At 43.7% G+C, this 12,810-nt stretch carries 15 protein-coding genes; 6 read left to right on the forward strand and 9 right to left on the reverse strand.

Features of this window, described 5'->3' with window-relative positions; genetic code table 11:
• Window positions 1–92 precede the first annotated feature (92 nt).
• A complete protein-coding gene (locus R8G66_24630; protein MDW3195585.1) occupies window positions 93–833 on the forward strand; it encodes a hypothetical protein in 741 nt (246 codons plus the stop codon).
• A gap of 68 nt (window positions 834–901) precedes the next feature.
• Here the strand turns inward: R8G66_24630 and R8G66_24635 are convergent, their stop codons facing one another.
• From R8G66_24635 to R8G66_24645, 3 genes are all read right to left on the reverse strand, one after another.
• The gene (locus R8G66_24635; GenBank protein MDW3195586.1) at window positions 902–1,651 is read right to left on the reverse strand and encodes a glucose 1-dehydrogenase; all 750 of its coding nucleotides are present in this window, start codon (window positions 1,649–1,651) and stop codon (window positions 902–904) included.
• A gap of 95 nt (window positions 1,652–1,746) precedes the next feature.
• Entirely contained in the window at window positions 1,747–2,313 is a 567-nt protein-coding gene (locus R8G66_24640; protein ID MDW3195587.1) for a TetR/AcrR family transcriptional regulator, read from the reverse strand.
• Window positions 2,314–2,371: 58 nt separating this feature from the next.
• The gene (locus R8G66_24645; protein ID MDW3195588.1) at window positions 2,372–3,079 is read right to left on the reverse strand and encodes a DUF2071 domain-containing protein; all 708 of its coding nucleotides are present in this window, start codon (window positions 3,077–3,079) and stop codon (window positions 2,372–2,374) included.
• 87 nt (window positions 3,080–3,166) lie between these two features.
• On the opposite strand from R8G66_24645, the gene R8G66_24650 reads away from it, so the two are divergent.
• The 3 genes from R8G66_24650 to xerD all read left to right on the forward strand — a co-directional run bounded on the left by R8G66_24650 (window position 3,167) and on the right by xerD (window position 5,935).
• On the forward strand, window positions 3,167–3,592 hold the full coding sequence (locus R8G66_24650) for a hypothetical protein (protein ID MDW3195589.1): 426 nt from the start codon (window positions 3,167–3,169) through the stop codon (window positions 3,590–3,592).
• A gap of 176 nt (window positions 3,593–3,768) precedes the next feature.
• The gene (locus R8G66_24655) at window positions 3,769–5,034 is read left to right on the forward strand and encodes a hypothetical protein (GenBank protein ID MDW3195590.1); all 1,266 of its coding nucleotides are present in this window, start codon (window positions 3,769–3,771) and stop codon (window positions 5,032–5,034) included.
• Between the two features lies 1 nt (window position 5,035).
• Entirely contained in the window at window positions 5,036–5,935 is a 900-nt protein-coding gene (gene xerD / locus R8G66_24660) for a site-specific tyrosine recombinase XerD (GenBank protein MDW3195591.1), read from the forward strand.
• Between the two features lie 342 nt (window positions 5,936–6,277).
• Here the strand turns inward: xerD and R8G66_24665 are convergent, their stop codons facing one another.
• The 6 genes from R8G66_24665 to R8G66_24690 form a co-directional block, all read right to left on the reverse strand.
• Window positions 6,278–6,775: a hypothetical protein gene (locus R8G66_24665; protein MDW3195592.1), complete on the reverse strand. Its 498-nt coding sequence runs from the start codon at window positions 6,773–6,775 to the stop codon at window positions 6,278–6,280.
• Window positions 6,776–7,162, reverse strand: a complete 387-nt coding sequence (locus tag R8G66_24670; protein ID MDW3195593.1) for a DUF3887 domain-containing protein — start codon at window positions 7,160–7,162, stop codon at window positions 6,776–6,778.
• A 10-nt stretch (window positions 7,163–7,172) separates the two neighbouring features.
• The gene (locus R8G66_24675) at window positions 7,173–7,709 is read right to left on the reverse strand and encodes a hypothetical protein (GenBank protein MDW3195594.1); all 537 of its coding nucleotides are present in this window, start codon (window positions 7,707–7,709) and stop codon (window positions 7,173–7,175) included.
• Between the two features lie 5 nt (window positions 7,710–7,714).
• The gene (locus R8G66_24680; protein ID MDW3195595.1) at window positions 7,715–8,005 is read right to left on the reverse strand and encodes a DUF2089 family protein; all 291 of its coding nucleotides are present in this window, start codon (window positions 8,003–8,005) and stop codon (window positions 7,715–7,717) included.
• Window positions 8,006–8,234: 229 nt separating this feature from the next.
• Window positions 8,235–8,666, reverse strand: coding sequence for a PIN domain-containing protein (locus R8G66_24685; protein ID MDW3195596.1), 432 nt, complete (start codon window positions 8,664–8,666; stop codon window positions 8,235–8,237).
• Window position 8,667: 1 nt separating this feature from the next.
• Window positions 8,668–8,895: a DUF6364 family protein gene (locus R8G66_24690; protein ID MDW3195597.1), complete on the reverse strand. Its 228-nt coding sequence runs from the start codon at window positions 8,893–8,895 to the stop codon at window positions 8,668–8,670.
• Between the two features lie 136 nt (window positions 8,896–9,031).
• Between R8G66_24690 and R8G66_24695 the strand changes: the two genes are divergently transcribed.
• A complete protein-coding gene (locus R8G66_24695) occupies window positions 9,032–10,069 on the forward strand; it encodes a quinone-dependent dihydroorotate dehydrogenase (protein MDW3195598.1) in 1,038 nt (345 codons plus the stop codon).
• An 80-nt stretch (window positions 10,070–10,149) separates the two neighbouring features.
• Window positions 10,150–12,807: a DNA translocase FtsK gene (locus R8G66_24700; GenBank protein ID MDW3195599.1), complete on the forward strand. Its 2,658-nt coding sequence runs from the start codon at window positions 10,150–10,152 to the stop codon at window positions 12,805–12,807.
• The last annotated feature ends 3 nt before the right edge of the window (window positions 12,808–12,810 follow it).

The following is a 12,810-nucleotide window of genomic DNA, read 5'->3' on the forward strand; positions in this document are numbered from 1 at the left end:
CTGAATGTCACAATTAGTTGATGCTGGTGGTCAAAAAAAATTAAATGACCATTATCCATTATTTTTATCGAATGAACTTTTGATGCCAACATATGGAATTTACTCAGGATACCAGGGAAGGAATTAAATCCAAACGTCTGAGTGAGTCTGATTTACCTTCAAATCAGCACACAAAAACTCAATTGGACAACCGCCCAACCAGTCATCGAATCAGCCAGTTACAGAAAAAAGTAGATCAGCGCCTCGAACAGCTGCCCGAGACTGGTCCCTTTATTTCCTCAACCTCTCCGATCCAACGAAGGCTATACGGCCAGGATCTGTCAGAATCTCACAAAAATTGGAACAAAATGATTGATTTTTATGAAGGTTTACCAGAAGGTCTCAACAATAACAATAATATCCAATCCTATATCGACGACCATGAAGGTGAGATGCATGAAGATTGGAATACCCAGATCGGGGCTTTGTATGGATTGAAATCCATCATTAAGGAGGAAATCAGCGATCTCAAAGAGGAAAGAACCGAAGCAGATAATCTAGGGTGGAATCAAATCTGGAATTTTCTGAATGGGACCCTGGCAGGTCATGGACTCGTTACTGCCACGCAAATAGCAGGACTCGGAGGCCAGCATGGAAACAACGGATTTAGATGGCAAATCCATAATGCACGAACCAACGATTTGATCCAAGACGGATCAGTTCCTGGCAATGGGCATCACGGCAGGAATGACGGGGCCTTAAACGGTGCTCGTGGTAATGTACGCACCGCAATTGATGGTCACAATACTGAAATAGATCATTGGTACGATCTAGCCAATGATTTAGCTTATTAAACAAAAAAGCGGGTATCCCCACCAGGAACCCGCTTCTGATCTATTGCTATGTCAGGTAAACTGACCGATTAAATTTGACTTAAACCACCGTCTACTTCGAGTTCGATTCCGTTGATGTATGAGGCATCATCCGATGCCAGGAACAATGCTGCCTTGGCTAACTCTTCTGCACTACCAAATCGACCAAGAGGTACTTGTTGTGCGAATCCTTCCGCCATGCCCTGAAGCTGCTCTTCCGGCATATTCATCTTGCCATAAATGGGTGTTTCTACCGGACCTGGAGCCAGGCTTACCGCTCTGATCTTTCTTTCCTTCAACTCCGCAGCAAGTACCCTGGACAAGTTTCTCAAAGCCGCTTTCGTTGCCGAATACACACTACCTGCCGCAAAGCCTTTTTGCCCGACAACTGAGGTATTGCTCATAATCACCGCACCATCATTCAAGTGAGGTATAGCTTCTTTAATGAGGAAGAATGGTCCTTTGACATTGATATTAAAGTGATCATCAAAGAACTCTTCAGTGATATCTGTGATTGGAGCGAAGAAGGCAATTCCCGCATTAGCGAACAAGATATCGATCTTGCCTAATGCTGCGACTGTCTCACTGACCACATCTTTGGATCGACTCACATCCGCTGCATCAGCAAGGATGGCTTTCGCTCCACCGCCAATTTCCGTAAGCGCTGCATCTAATGCTTCTTGTCGTCGGCCGGTGATGACCACTTTAGCTCCTTCTTGTACGAAAAGTTTAGCGGTCGCTAGTCCGATTCCGCTATTGCCTCCAGTGATCAAGGCTACTTTTCCATCTAACTTTCCCATTTCGGTTATATCTGTTTTAGTTTAATTTTTATTTGAAACGATCAGTACAAATAACGAAAATATTGAAACGATGGTTTCAAATAAGATTAAAAAAATTATAGACTTTCTAATACTTGATCCGTAACTCCCTCTAAATCAGACTCTAATAAGGAAGTAATATTTACCCCCTGAAGGTTGGCAAATAAATAGAGTGCCAAAGTCTTGGCGTCTTTCTGTGCATCAATCTCCCCTTTTGATTGTGCCTCTTGAATCAGTCTCAAAAAAACATTCAGGACCCGATCCTTATTTTCTTTAAGGAACGGAACAATACGAGGCTCGACGTTACTTAACTCGGAAGTACATTTCGAAACCATACACCCCATTTTTGGCCCGGATGCTGGTGTCTGCGTCATTCCTTTAAAAAGGGAGATGATGGCTTCCTTCGGGGAAGAATAACCGGAAACAAATTGATTCAATGCATCCATTTGTTGGTCCTGATAATATCCTAGGGCTTCTTCGTACAAGGAAAACTTATCCCCAAAAGAATTGTAGAAACTGGACCGATTGAGACCAGTAACATCTACCAGATCTTGCATAGAAGTACCATTGTAGCCTTTTTTCCAAAAAAGCTTCATGACATTTTCCATGACCTGATTTCGATCAAATGTTACAGATTTTGGCATATTGGAAGGAACGTTCCAAATGCAAAAATAGTTTGGTTTTGTGATTCGGAGGTTTTATCTACGACAATTTACGTTTGTTCTCCACTGTAATCAGAGACCCTTCAGCCAGCATCACGGATTTCGGCTTCATATCAGACAAGGCTGCAAATTGCTCGCCATAAACTTCTCCAAAATCCACCTCGACTTCATATTTCTCTACCGGATACACTTGCCATGTCGGATGGGTCACTTCGTATTCATACGTTTTATCCCCGGTCTTTGTATATCCCCAATAGTGTTCGGTGATGAATTCTACTTCCGATCCTCGCTTGATATTCCTTGGTGTACTTTTGGACAGTACATTCAGGCGATTGGGCTTTCCACGCATCTCCCAACTGTACTCCACCTCCAGCAGGTCTTTGAATTCCTGCCAGTGATGGCCCATTTTCAGCGTTTGGTAATGCTCTTTGTAAACCGTATTGGCAACAAAAGTCAGGGCAGGTTTAGGTACGATCTCCTTGATGAAAACTACCCCGCGCTTCCAGGCTCCCTCCTCTTTGTAGCGAACATAAAACCTCAGATTCACTTCTTCGAAATTGCGATGAAAAGGAATGGGAATGTTGAACAATCGGGTATTCAAAAACATGAACCCTACCAGGCTCACATAACAGCTTTCTTTCCAAAAATCTAGTTCCGTACCGTTGGGCACATAGGGTTGCAGCAATTTCGGATCGACAACATAATTGGCCAAGGCTAATTTTCGCCATTCTGCGGTAAGAAAACTCATGGTTATAGCATTTGAATTACTACAAAGAAAACAAGTGTACTAACGCTTAAGTTAGGTCGATTTTCGGATTTATTTCAATTCTCCAAAATGACTGACATAGGGTTGTCACCTGGCCCAGACTTCTTTGCTTCCATGAAATATGTAGTCTTAATATTTACTTTTTTGATGGCCGATGTGGAAGTGCCATTGGAAGAAACTAAAGCAAAAATGAACGAAACAAAAATTGTAGAATTAGTACTATTCAACCTTAATGATGGAGTTTCTCTGGAAGAAGGTAAAAAAGCCATGAAGGCACTAAATGAATTCGTAAGCCAGCAAGCGGGATTTGTAAGCAGGAAAACCTCCGTTGCCGAAGACGGACAATTCCTGGACCTGGTTTTTTGGACGGACTTGCAATCAGCAAAAGCAGCTTCTGAAAAGGCGATGCAAGAACAAAGTATAATGCCGCACTTTTCTGTGATCAATCAGGAAAGCATGACTTTCAAACACTTTGAGGCTTTTATGGATAGGTAGTTCAATTATATCATCCAGGGTAAAATAAGCGCGTCAAAGAGATACCCTAATCGGAGGTATGATGCGCTTATTTATATGGATCAATTGACTGTCTCTACTCCTACTATTGATACTATCTTTCTTCCCAGTTCACTAAAAATTCCGATCTTTCCGTGAATTCAAATCACGGTTACCTTATGGAGCAGAAACATACACTTCGATCGGGTCTATCTCTGTTATTTTTCCTGCTATTGGTAACCTACTCCTATGGGCAGCAAACTCAAACTGATTCCTACACGCGTTACGAATTGCTTTCACCTGAATCTCAAAAATTCAGGATCATCTATGATGTCTCAGCCACCACTACCGGAGCCACTTACTATTGGAATACCTTAAGAAAAGGCAGTGAACATGAAATAGATCAGGTCATCGATCTCTATTCCGGAATTGACCTGAATTGGTCCATCGTTTCCGGAACTGAAGCCAAAAAAAACGGACATGTCAGGGCTCAGGATGACGGAGAGTATCTACAGGTCCAACTCGCCAGACCTGTCCCCGAAGGTGGTGAAACACGTCTACGAATTGACAAGACGTACGAAGACCCAAAGAGCTATTTTTCGGAAGGTGAGACAATCATTTTTGACCGTACTTTGGGCATTACCAGAAACGCCATTGTTTTGCCTGAGGGTTACGAGATCTCTGCCTGCAACTATCCCTCGCAAGTTGAACGGGAAGAAGATGGAAGAATCAAGGTGAGCTTTATGCATGAAGGACTTTCAGCCATCCCTTCTCGCGTGGAAGCCAAACCCGTTGAGTTGGCTGATCTGAGGAAGGAAGAACATCCATGGCCAGATTACCAACCCTACCCTCAGGGCCGGGACAAACGAAAAGCACGACTTAACTATGATTTACGCGAACGTGCCTTTCAGGATAGAGAAATTGTTTACTTCCTCAAACAGCCTGAAACTCATTCTTTTTTCCTTTACCACGACTATACCGAAAAGCGTCCTGGTGTTGATCGGTACCTCAATATTGTAAGAACGGGAAGTAAAGCGAGCGATCCATCAGCCATGATATTGGATACTGGTGAAAAACTCAAAGTAGAAACATTGAAGGGTCAGGAGATTACTGAAAAGGGCATTGAACTTAGTGAAGTTTCTAATGATACAGAAGTGATCGTCATCTGGTTTGACCCGGTAGAAAAGGGAAAAAGTACCCGATTACGGATCAGTGAAACTTATACCGACCCCAATCGCTATTTGCTTTACCAGGACGAATTGGTGTGGGACCGATCCTTTGGGAGGAATCGCAATGCGGTCGTATTACCAGCGGGCTGGTCATTGACTACCAGTTCGATCCCGGCTAAGATCAGCACCAATGAATCCGGACAAACCCGACTGGACTTCCTGAATGACCGCCCCGACAACATCGATGTTTTGATCCGGGCGAGAAGAAAGAAATAAAGTGAGCTGGAACACCTTCACCAAACAATTCAAGGCTTTCCTCAAGCTTGAACGGTCTCTGGCAGATAATTCTATTGAGGCATACCTTCGGGATATCTCCAAGCTGGAAAATTTTCTGGAAATGAGGGAACGCGACCTTACTCCGACCAAAGTACAGCAAACCGATCTGGTGGATTTCATCGAATTCCTAAATGAACTAGGAATGTCCCCCTACTCACAGGCAAGGATCATTAGCGGCATCAAATCATTCTACAAGTTTTTGGTGTATGAAGAGTTACTCACAAAAGATCCTTCTGAACTGATCGAGGCACCTAAATTGGGCAGAAAGTTGCCAGACACCCTTAATATTCATGAAATAGAACAGCTGTTTGAAGCAATTGATCATTCGAAAGCCGAAGGAGCCCGTAACCGGGCCATGCTGGAAACACTCTATAGTTCGGGACTCAGGGTCTCTGAGCTGACCGATCTTAAGATCAGCAACGTCTATGAAGATCTGGGTTTTCTTCGAATCATCGGAAAAGGCAATAAAGAGCGATTAGTCCCAGTCGGAAAAACCGCCTTGAAATACATCAAGATCTATCGGGATCAAGTGCGGGTGCATCAGGTGATCAAGTCGGGACAGGAAGATTATTTATTTCTCAATCGACGGGGAGCCAAATTGTCAAGGGTTATGATTTTTACGGTGATCAAAAACCTGGCAGCGGCCATTGGTCTGGAAAAGAACATTAGTCCGCATACGTTCCGACATTCATTCGCTACTCACCTTATTGAAGGAGGAGCAGATCTACGTGCCGTTCAGGAAATGCTCGGACATGAATCCATTACAACCACAGAGATCTATACGCATTTGGACCGGGATTATTTGAAACAGGTCATTACGGAATATCATCCAAGAAGCTAGCATCGAAACTTTTGATCGAAAAGCCTACGGCTTCATCCCTCCCAAGAGCATAGCCATGTACTTAAGGAAAACGTTATAGAATCTCCCGTCTTCACGAGGTACCGAAGCGATCTTTCTAGGGAGTTAAGGACCATAAATCGTAAGATCGCTTCACTTCGTTCGCAATGACGATCCAAATTCATCTTAAATTCAGGTGGATTTATATCATTTAGTCCAGTGAAGATTCTAAAGTTGAAGACTATGCTCCCGAGAGGGGATTATTAGCATTTTCCTTCTCAAGTTTATTTTTGAAATCATGTTGACTAGGACGAATGCTGGCACAGCCTCCTTTTACGAGTAAAGTTAGGTCTGCTTCAAATCCATCGTTTTCAGCAACTGTCGAAGCTCATCCCTATTTCTGGTACCGACACAGAACCTTTTCCCGCCTTCCAGATAAATGAGCAATCCCCAGCGACCACTCATGTTGTAGACCGTGCCAAATCTGTGTGTCAGTCGGATACCATATCCACCAACGAATCCGTAATTGACCACTTGTAAGTGTTCCACCTGTGCCCATTTGACAGCTCGTTTAAAGAAGGGAAAGAAACGAACGGTTATGCCTTCTTTATCAAGGGTAAGGTTTAGACGCATGAGAAAAAAGAATCCCAGAAAAGCGATCATCAGTACAGCAAAAATCATCAGTCCCGTATCTGACAAGGGATTATTTCCAAAGGGTCTGTCCAACCCGATTTGGTAGTACAGACCGAAAAAAGGAATGGAGGCAGCTCCAATAAGGATGAGCCATAACCACCATTGCGAGAATCGCTGCTTTTCGGAGTAAGAGACGTTCTTAGCTTCCATTTACTCGGCATTGACCGGAATAAGAAACAGCCCAATCACTTCCTTCGATTCTCCGAAGACCACCTTCAGCTTGCAAGGAGCATTTTCAAACTTCAGGATTTGGTAGATGGTCCGATATCCCTCGAGTATTTTACTAGTGACCGTACCCGTTTCTTTGTAGGCCCCAGCTTGCGCCACTAATCCATCCCAAACTTGCTTTAGTTGTGCTGCAGTCAGGGCACTTTTCATATTGGCATCAAAAGTTTCGCGGACCTTTTCGAATTCGCCCTCAGACAAATTAAGCGTAATCCCTTCGGTGATTTCTACCAATGTGGCCCGATCTTCCATCGGCTGTGAAACACAGGAAAACGCCAAAAGTGTGACTATTGTTGTAGTTAAAAATTTCATGGTGTGACCTTTATAAAATGAATAAATAGATTTTGTTGATAAAGAGCATATAAATCAGTTGGCTAATCATGGTGCAAAAGATAAACCCCACCCATAATTTTTGTTCCTTGAGGTTGCCGGACACGCGCAGGGCATGAAAAATGAGCATCAGCGACCACACAAGTGAGAGATAAACGAAAATGACCGCTAGCAACAATTGTATTTCTGATCCCAAAGGAAGTAACCGTATGAATCCTCCTACACTAATGACCAGATAAGGTATCATGGAAAAAGCGATAGTTCCGATAATATCGACTAAACGATAATGAGTGGAACCAAAAAACTGACAATACAAGGCACACAAAACTGTGAGTGGAACCCAGATGAGCATCAGCTCGAAAAATGGGACATACCAGCCCGTCGATACCGTATAAATGGCAGAAAACATTCCTGTAAAATGCGTACCATTGACAGCCGCCAGCGCACTTGCAGCTAACATGCCTAGCCCTCCCAGCAAAAAGGCCTTGACTCCCGCGATTTTCTCAAAAGGATTATAAATGATTTCCATAGTTGTCATGATTGTTCGTTTAAATTTTGCTCGATCCGCTTTACTTTTTCGATGAGGTCATCCAATCGATTTCTCAAAGTAGGATAGCTCACATTCAAGTGCTTGGCCATCGTATTGAGCTTACCACTTTCTTTGAAAAAGTTGAGGATAAACTCCTGCTCTTCGTTGCTTAGGCTCGCTAACAGAGGAAGCTGGTATTGCCCACTGACCATTGTATCGCAGTTCGGACATTGCAAACCGGTAACGTTTAGCAAATGATCGCAACTTGGACAATTGACAGGAATCTTCTTGATCATTCATCAAAAGTGAGATAATTTTTAATAATATTCAAATTGACTTTAATTTTATTGAAGTAAATCATCATAAAATCACTCCTTCATTTGATTTTCAAGCAAGGAATCAATCATACTCAGTCTGCTCTCTAATATCAGGGGTTGAGATTTCTCAAAGTGAAAACCTTGGGCTGTATGCTTAAATAGCGCGTTAAAGAAATACCCTAACCGGACGTCCGGTTTTTAAAAACCTTCAGGCACTCTTGTAATCTGATCGCTGCAATCCAAGGTATTGCTTAGGTGTTAGCACCAGCAAATGCGAGTCTCGGAAGTCTTTGAGGTTTCGCGTAAGGATGAGGTCCAATTCACCCTCAGAAGCTGAAAAATACTGCACGGCATCGGTAACATCCTGAAAAACGGATGTCAAAGACAAGTCCATGATCCGTTGATCGATCGGCAGGACGTTCACCAGGTTTCTGAATCGCACCATTACTTTTCGGCACTCATCAGGGGATAGTTGATCTGATAAATAATAATAGGCATGGGTCATGGCAATAGGAGAAACATACAAACTGATCCGCTGCTCATCTGCCATGGAAAAAATGGCCTGCGCATCTGTAACATGAGGTTCTCTTGCACCAAACAAATCCAGAATGATTGAGGTATCGATTAGTACTTTATCCATGTTACTTAAATTTCTGCTTTAGCATTTTTGTATCTTTTACATTCGTCTGTTCGGGGATATTGATCACTCCGGTCAGGCTGTTAACCAACGGACTATGAGGGCTCTTGGGATCTCCGGGCTCTGTTAACCCGGACAAATAGCCTTCGACCAATTTGGAAAGGCTCATATTATTTTCCTTAGCGTAGTGCTTGGCCCGCTCAATAATTTCCTGATTTAATTTCAGTGTCAATTTTACATCCATTTAAATCGTACGTACAATTATTTACAACTAATACGTACGAAATTAGAAATTTTCTGTTTAAAACCAATCAAAGCAGCATTTCTTACTGGAATGCAGTTTATTTTCGCACGTTTATTTGCCAGAGATGTTTAAGCTCATTCGCTCACTGTTGTTCCTACTCCCAGCTGAAAAGGCGCATCACTTCACGACAAGTGTCCTGAAGTTCCTTTTTCTGATCCCAGGGTTCAAACAAATCATGCGTTCCACTTTTGTGATCAATGATCCAAGGCTGAACCAAAATGTATTCGGAATTCAATTCCCCAATCCGGTAGGGCTTGCAGCTGGTTTTGACAAAAACGCAGATTTTCTCCATGAATTTTCATGTCTGGGATTCGGGTTTCTCGAAGTAGGGACCATTACTCCTAAAGGTCAGCCTGGCAATCCTCAGCCTCGCTTGTTCCGTCTGAAAAAAGATCAGGCGCTGATCAACCGCATGGGATTCAACAATGAAGGGCTGGCTCATGCTATTCATCAATTAAAACACCGACCTCAATTATTACCTGTTGGTGGCAACATCGGCAAAAATAAGGTGACACCTAATGAAAATGCTCAGGACGACTACCTGGCTTGTTTTCATGCCTTACATGAACTAGTTGACTATTTTGTGGTTAATGTAAGTTCACCTAACACACCCAATCTGAGAGACCTTCAGGAAAAAGAACCCTTGAAAGCATTGCTCGAAACCCTGATCGAGTCGAATGCCGAGAAAAAACTCACCAAACCTATCCTACTTAAGATAGCACCAGACTTGTCCGAGTCACAACTCAATGATATTTTAGAAATCCTCCACGAAGTTCCCATCGACGGGGTGATCGCTACGAATACGACGATAGACCGTTCAGGATTGAATACCCCAGATTCGACCATAGAAGACATTGGGGCAGGTGGTTTAAGTGGAAAGCCTTTGCGCACAAGATCAACGGAAGTCATTCGTTACATAAGAAAACATGATCCCGAGATCCCCATCATTGCCGTTGGGGGTATCTACGATGTGGAGTCTGCTTTAGAAAAGTGGGACGCAGGGGCTAACTTGCTACAGCTATACACGGGTTTTGTCTATGGAGGCCCGGGACTGATCAAAAGAATCAACAAAGCGATTCTTCGGCGCATTGAAGAAGCCTGATCATTGTTTATTTTTGTTTAACTCTTTTTGAAGTATAAAATCCTTTGAGGTTTAGGGCCGACCCCTAATCGACGCTGCCAATGGCCAAAAACACGTTTAAGAACAAAAAGCCAGAAAAGGCTAAGCCAAAAAAATCATTTAAACTTTCCTTCAGTTTCATCGAGGATCGCAAATTCCAGATTGCTTTGGGATTGTTATTCACGCTCTCGTCTGTATTTCTTTTCATTTCGATCCTTTCCTACTTCAGTACAGGAAGAGAAGACCAAAGTGTGGTGGATGCCGTACTCGCAACCGGAATCAAGGAGTCCGGAATGGAGGTCACCAATTGGTTTGGTATTGTCGGTGCTACTGCCGCACATTTCTTTGTGTTCAAATGGTTTGGTCTGGCCAGTTTACTGGTAGCTCCACTCCTATTCGTCATTGGCTATCAATTGCTCTATCAGCGACAGCTCCTGCCAATCATGAGATTCACCGTCTTCGTGATTTTCTACGTGCTTTGGATCAGCATGGTCATGGGTTATTTCTTGATTAACTCCAGTGAGTTCTCTTCCTGGGGATTCCTCTCAGGAGGTATCGGTTATGAAATGTCCTTGATCCTGGAAAGCCTGATGGGTTGGGGAGCCGGACTGATCCTGCTTTTTTTGGTGTTTGTGTTCAACATGTACTTCTTCAACATTACACAAATCCCTGCATTAGTTGGATGGACCGATCAGATCAATACTTTTTTTGATCGCATGGGCAATCTGTTCCAATCCAAATCAGAAAACGAGGAAGAAGAAAAATCCGACCTGAGTTCAGTACTGGAACAGGTAAAAAAGGAAGTAGAACAGGAAGACGAGCAGAAAGACCGTATCATCGCTTCCAACATGAATGAAGAAGAGGACGATGACGAGGAGGAAGAGGAATGGGCGATAGAACCGCTAAAACAAGAAAAACCCAAGCCGATCAAAGAGGGTCCTATTTTCTCCGTAGAACCTCAAAAAAGAGAAACGCCTCCCGCTCCGGAAGCGAAGAAACCTGAAGCGCCTGCTCGACCACAACGACCAATTACCGCCCCGGTCAATGAACCAGAACCCGAGCCGGAGGAAGAGGAAGTCGTGGATAACACCATCGCTTTCGAGCCGATCGTTCCTACCTCGAAACCCAAACCTACCCCAATGGAAGACCTGGCCATGGAAGTGGAAGAGACGAAGTTTGAAGAAAAAGTGGTGGAGGTTTCGGAAAACTACGATCCAACGCTGGACCTCCCACGATATCAATTCCCATCCATTGATCTGCTGATCGAGTATCCTGAGAAAGCAGTGAATGTTTCCAAAGAGGAATTGGAAGCCAATAAAGACAAAATTGTTGAGACCCTGATCAACTTTAAGATTGGAATCTCCAGCATCAAAGCAACCATCGGACCTACGGTTACCCTTTACGAAATTATTCCGGAGGCTGGTGTGAAAATCTCCAAGATCAAAAATCTGGAAGATGACATTGCTTTAAGTCTCGCTGCCCTGGGAATTCGGATCATTGCACCGATCCCTGGTCGAGGTACGATCGGTATTGAGGTACCGAATAAGGACAGGGAAATGGTTGACGCTCGTTCGGTGATCTCCACGGAGAAGTTCATGAAGAGCGACAAGGATCTGCCTGTAGTGTTGGGTAAAACCATCTCCAATGAAGTCTTTGTGACCGACCTGTCAAAGATGCCTCACCTGCTCATGGCAGGAGCTACAGGACAAGGAAAGTCCGTAGGATTGAACATCATCCTGACGTCTTTGCTATATAAAAAGCATCCTTCACAATTAAAGTTTGTCCTTGTCGATCCGAAGAAGGTAGAATTGACACTCTTCAATCACTTGGAAAAGCACTATTTGGCTAAGCTCCCTGATGGCGAAGAAGCAATCATTACGGATACCAGTCAGGTGATCCATACCCTAAATTCACTCTGCATTGAGATGGACAACCGGTATGACTTGCTGAAAGATGCCGCCTGTCGTAACATCAAGGAGTACAACAAGAAGTTCGTCAATCGCAGACTGAATCCACAGAAAGGTCATTCCTTCATGCCTTATATTGTACTCGTCATCGATGAGTTAGCGGATTTGATGATGACTGCTGGTAAAGAGGTGGAAACGCCGATTGCAAGATTGGCACAGCTGGCACGGGCCATTGGTATTCACCTGATTGTGGCGACGCAGCGTCCATCTGTGAATGTGATCACCGGTATCATCAAAGCCAACTTCCCGGCACGACTGTCATTTCGGGTAACATCCAAAGTAGACTCCCGAACCATCCTGGATACCGGAGGCGCCGAGCAATTGATCGGTATGGGAGACATGTTGCTTTCACTTGGATCTGAAATGACACGCTTGCAATGTGCTTTCGTGGATACCCCGGAAGTAGACCGAATCTGTGAATTTATTGGTGATCAGCGTGGATATGATTCCGCCTATCAGCTTCCTGAGTTCGTAGGCGAGGATGAGTCTTCGTCGACTCCTGGCGTCGATTTATCGGAAAGAGATGTCTTATTTCCTGACGCTGCTCGTTTAATTGTAACCCATCAGCAGGGAAGTACGTCTCTGATCCAAAGAAAAATGAAACTGGGTTATAACCGGGCCGGTCGATTGATCGATCAACTGGAAGTTGCTGGGATCGTTGGGCCATTCGAAGGAAGCAAAGCCCGTGAAGTTTTAATCAAAGACGAATACAGTTTGGAACAGTTATTGACTGAACTAGAGAATAAGTATTAAATA

It is taken from the genome of Cytophagales bacterium (genome assembly GCA_033344775.1).
Taxonomy (GTDB): domain Bacteria; phylum Bacteroidota; class Bacteroidia; order Cytophagales; family Cyclobacteriaceae; genus JAWPMT01.

Excerpts from the sequence above, each read along its gene's own strand:
- R8G66_24630 (MDW3195585.1), top strand. The coding sequence starts at position 93 with ATGGAATTTACTCAGGATACCAGGGAAGGAATTAAATCCAAACGTCTG.
- R8G66_24635 (MDW3195586.1), bottom strand. The coding sequence starts at position 1,651 with ATGGGAAAGTTAGATGGAAAAGTAGCCTTGATCACTGGAGGCAATAGC.
- R8G66_24640 (MDW3195587.1), bottom strand. The coding sequence starts at position 2,313 with ATGCCAAAATCTGTAACATTTGATCGAAATCAGGTCATGGAAAATGTC.
- R8G66_24645 (MDW3195588.1), bottom strand. The coding sequence starts at position 3,079 with ATGAGTTTTCTTACCGCAGAATGGCGAAAATTAGCCTTGGCCAATTAT.
- R8G66_24650 (MDW3195589.1), top strand. The coding sequence starts at position 3,167 with ATGACTGACATAGGGTTGTCACCTGGCCCAGACTTCTTTGCTTCCATG.
- R8G66_24655 (MDW3195590.1), top strand. The coding sequence starts at position 3,769 with ATGGAGCAGAAACATACACTTCGATCGGGTCTATCTCTGTTATTTTTC.
- R8G66_24665 (MDW3195592.1), bottom strand. The coding sequence starts at position 6,775 with ATGGAAGCTAAGAACGTCTCTTACTCCGAAAAGCAGCGATTCTCGCAA.
- R8G66_24670 (MDW3195593.1), bottom strand. The coding sequence starts at position 7,162 with ATGAAATTTTTAACTACAACAATAGTCACACTTTTGGCGTTTTCCTGT.
- R8G66_24675 (MDW3195594.1), bottom strand. The coding sequence starts at position 7,709 with ATGGAAATCATTTATAATCCTTTTGAGAAAATCGCGGGAGTCAAGGCC.
- R8G66_24680 (MDW3195595.1), bottom strand. The coding sequence starts at position 8,005 with ATGATCAAGAAGATTCCTGTCAATTGTCCAAGTTGCGATCATTTGCTA.
- R8G66_24685 (MDW3195596.1), bottom strand. The coding sequence starts at position 8,666 with ATGGATAAAGTACTAATCGATACCTCAATCATTCTGGATTTGTTTGGT.
- R8G66_24695 (MDW3195598.1), top strand. The coding sequence starts at position 9,032 with ATGTTTAAGCTCATTCGCTCACTGTTGTTCCTACTCCCAGCTGAAAAG.
- R8G66_24700 (MDW3195599.1), top strand. The coding sequence starts at position 10,150 with ATGGCCAAAAACACGTTTAAGAACAAAAAGCCAGAAAAGGCTAAGCCA.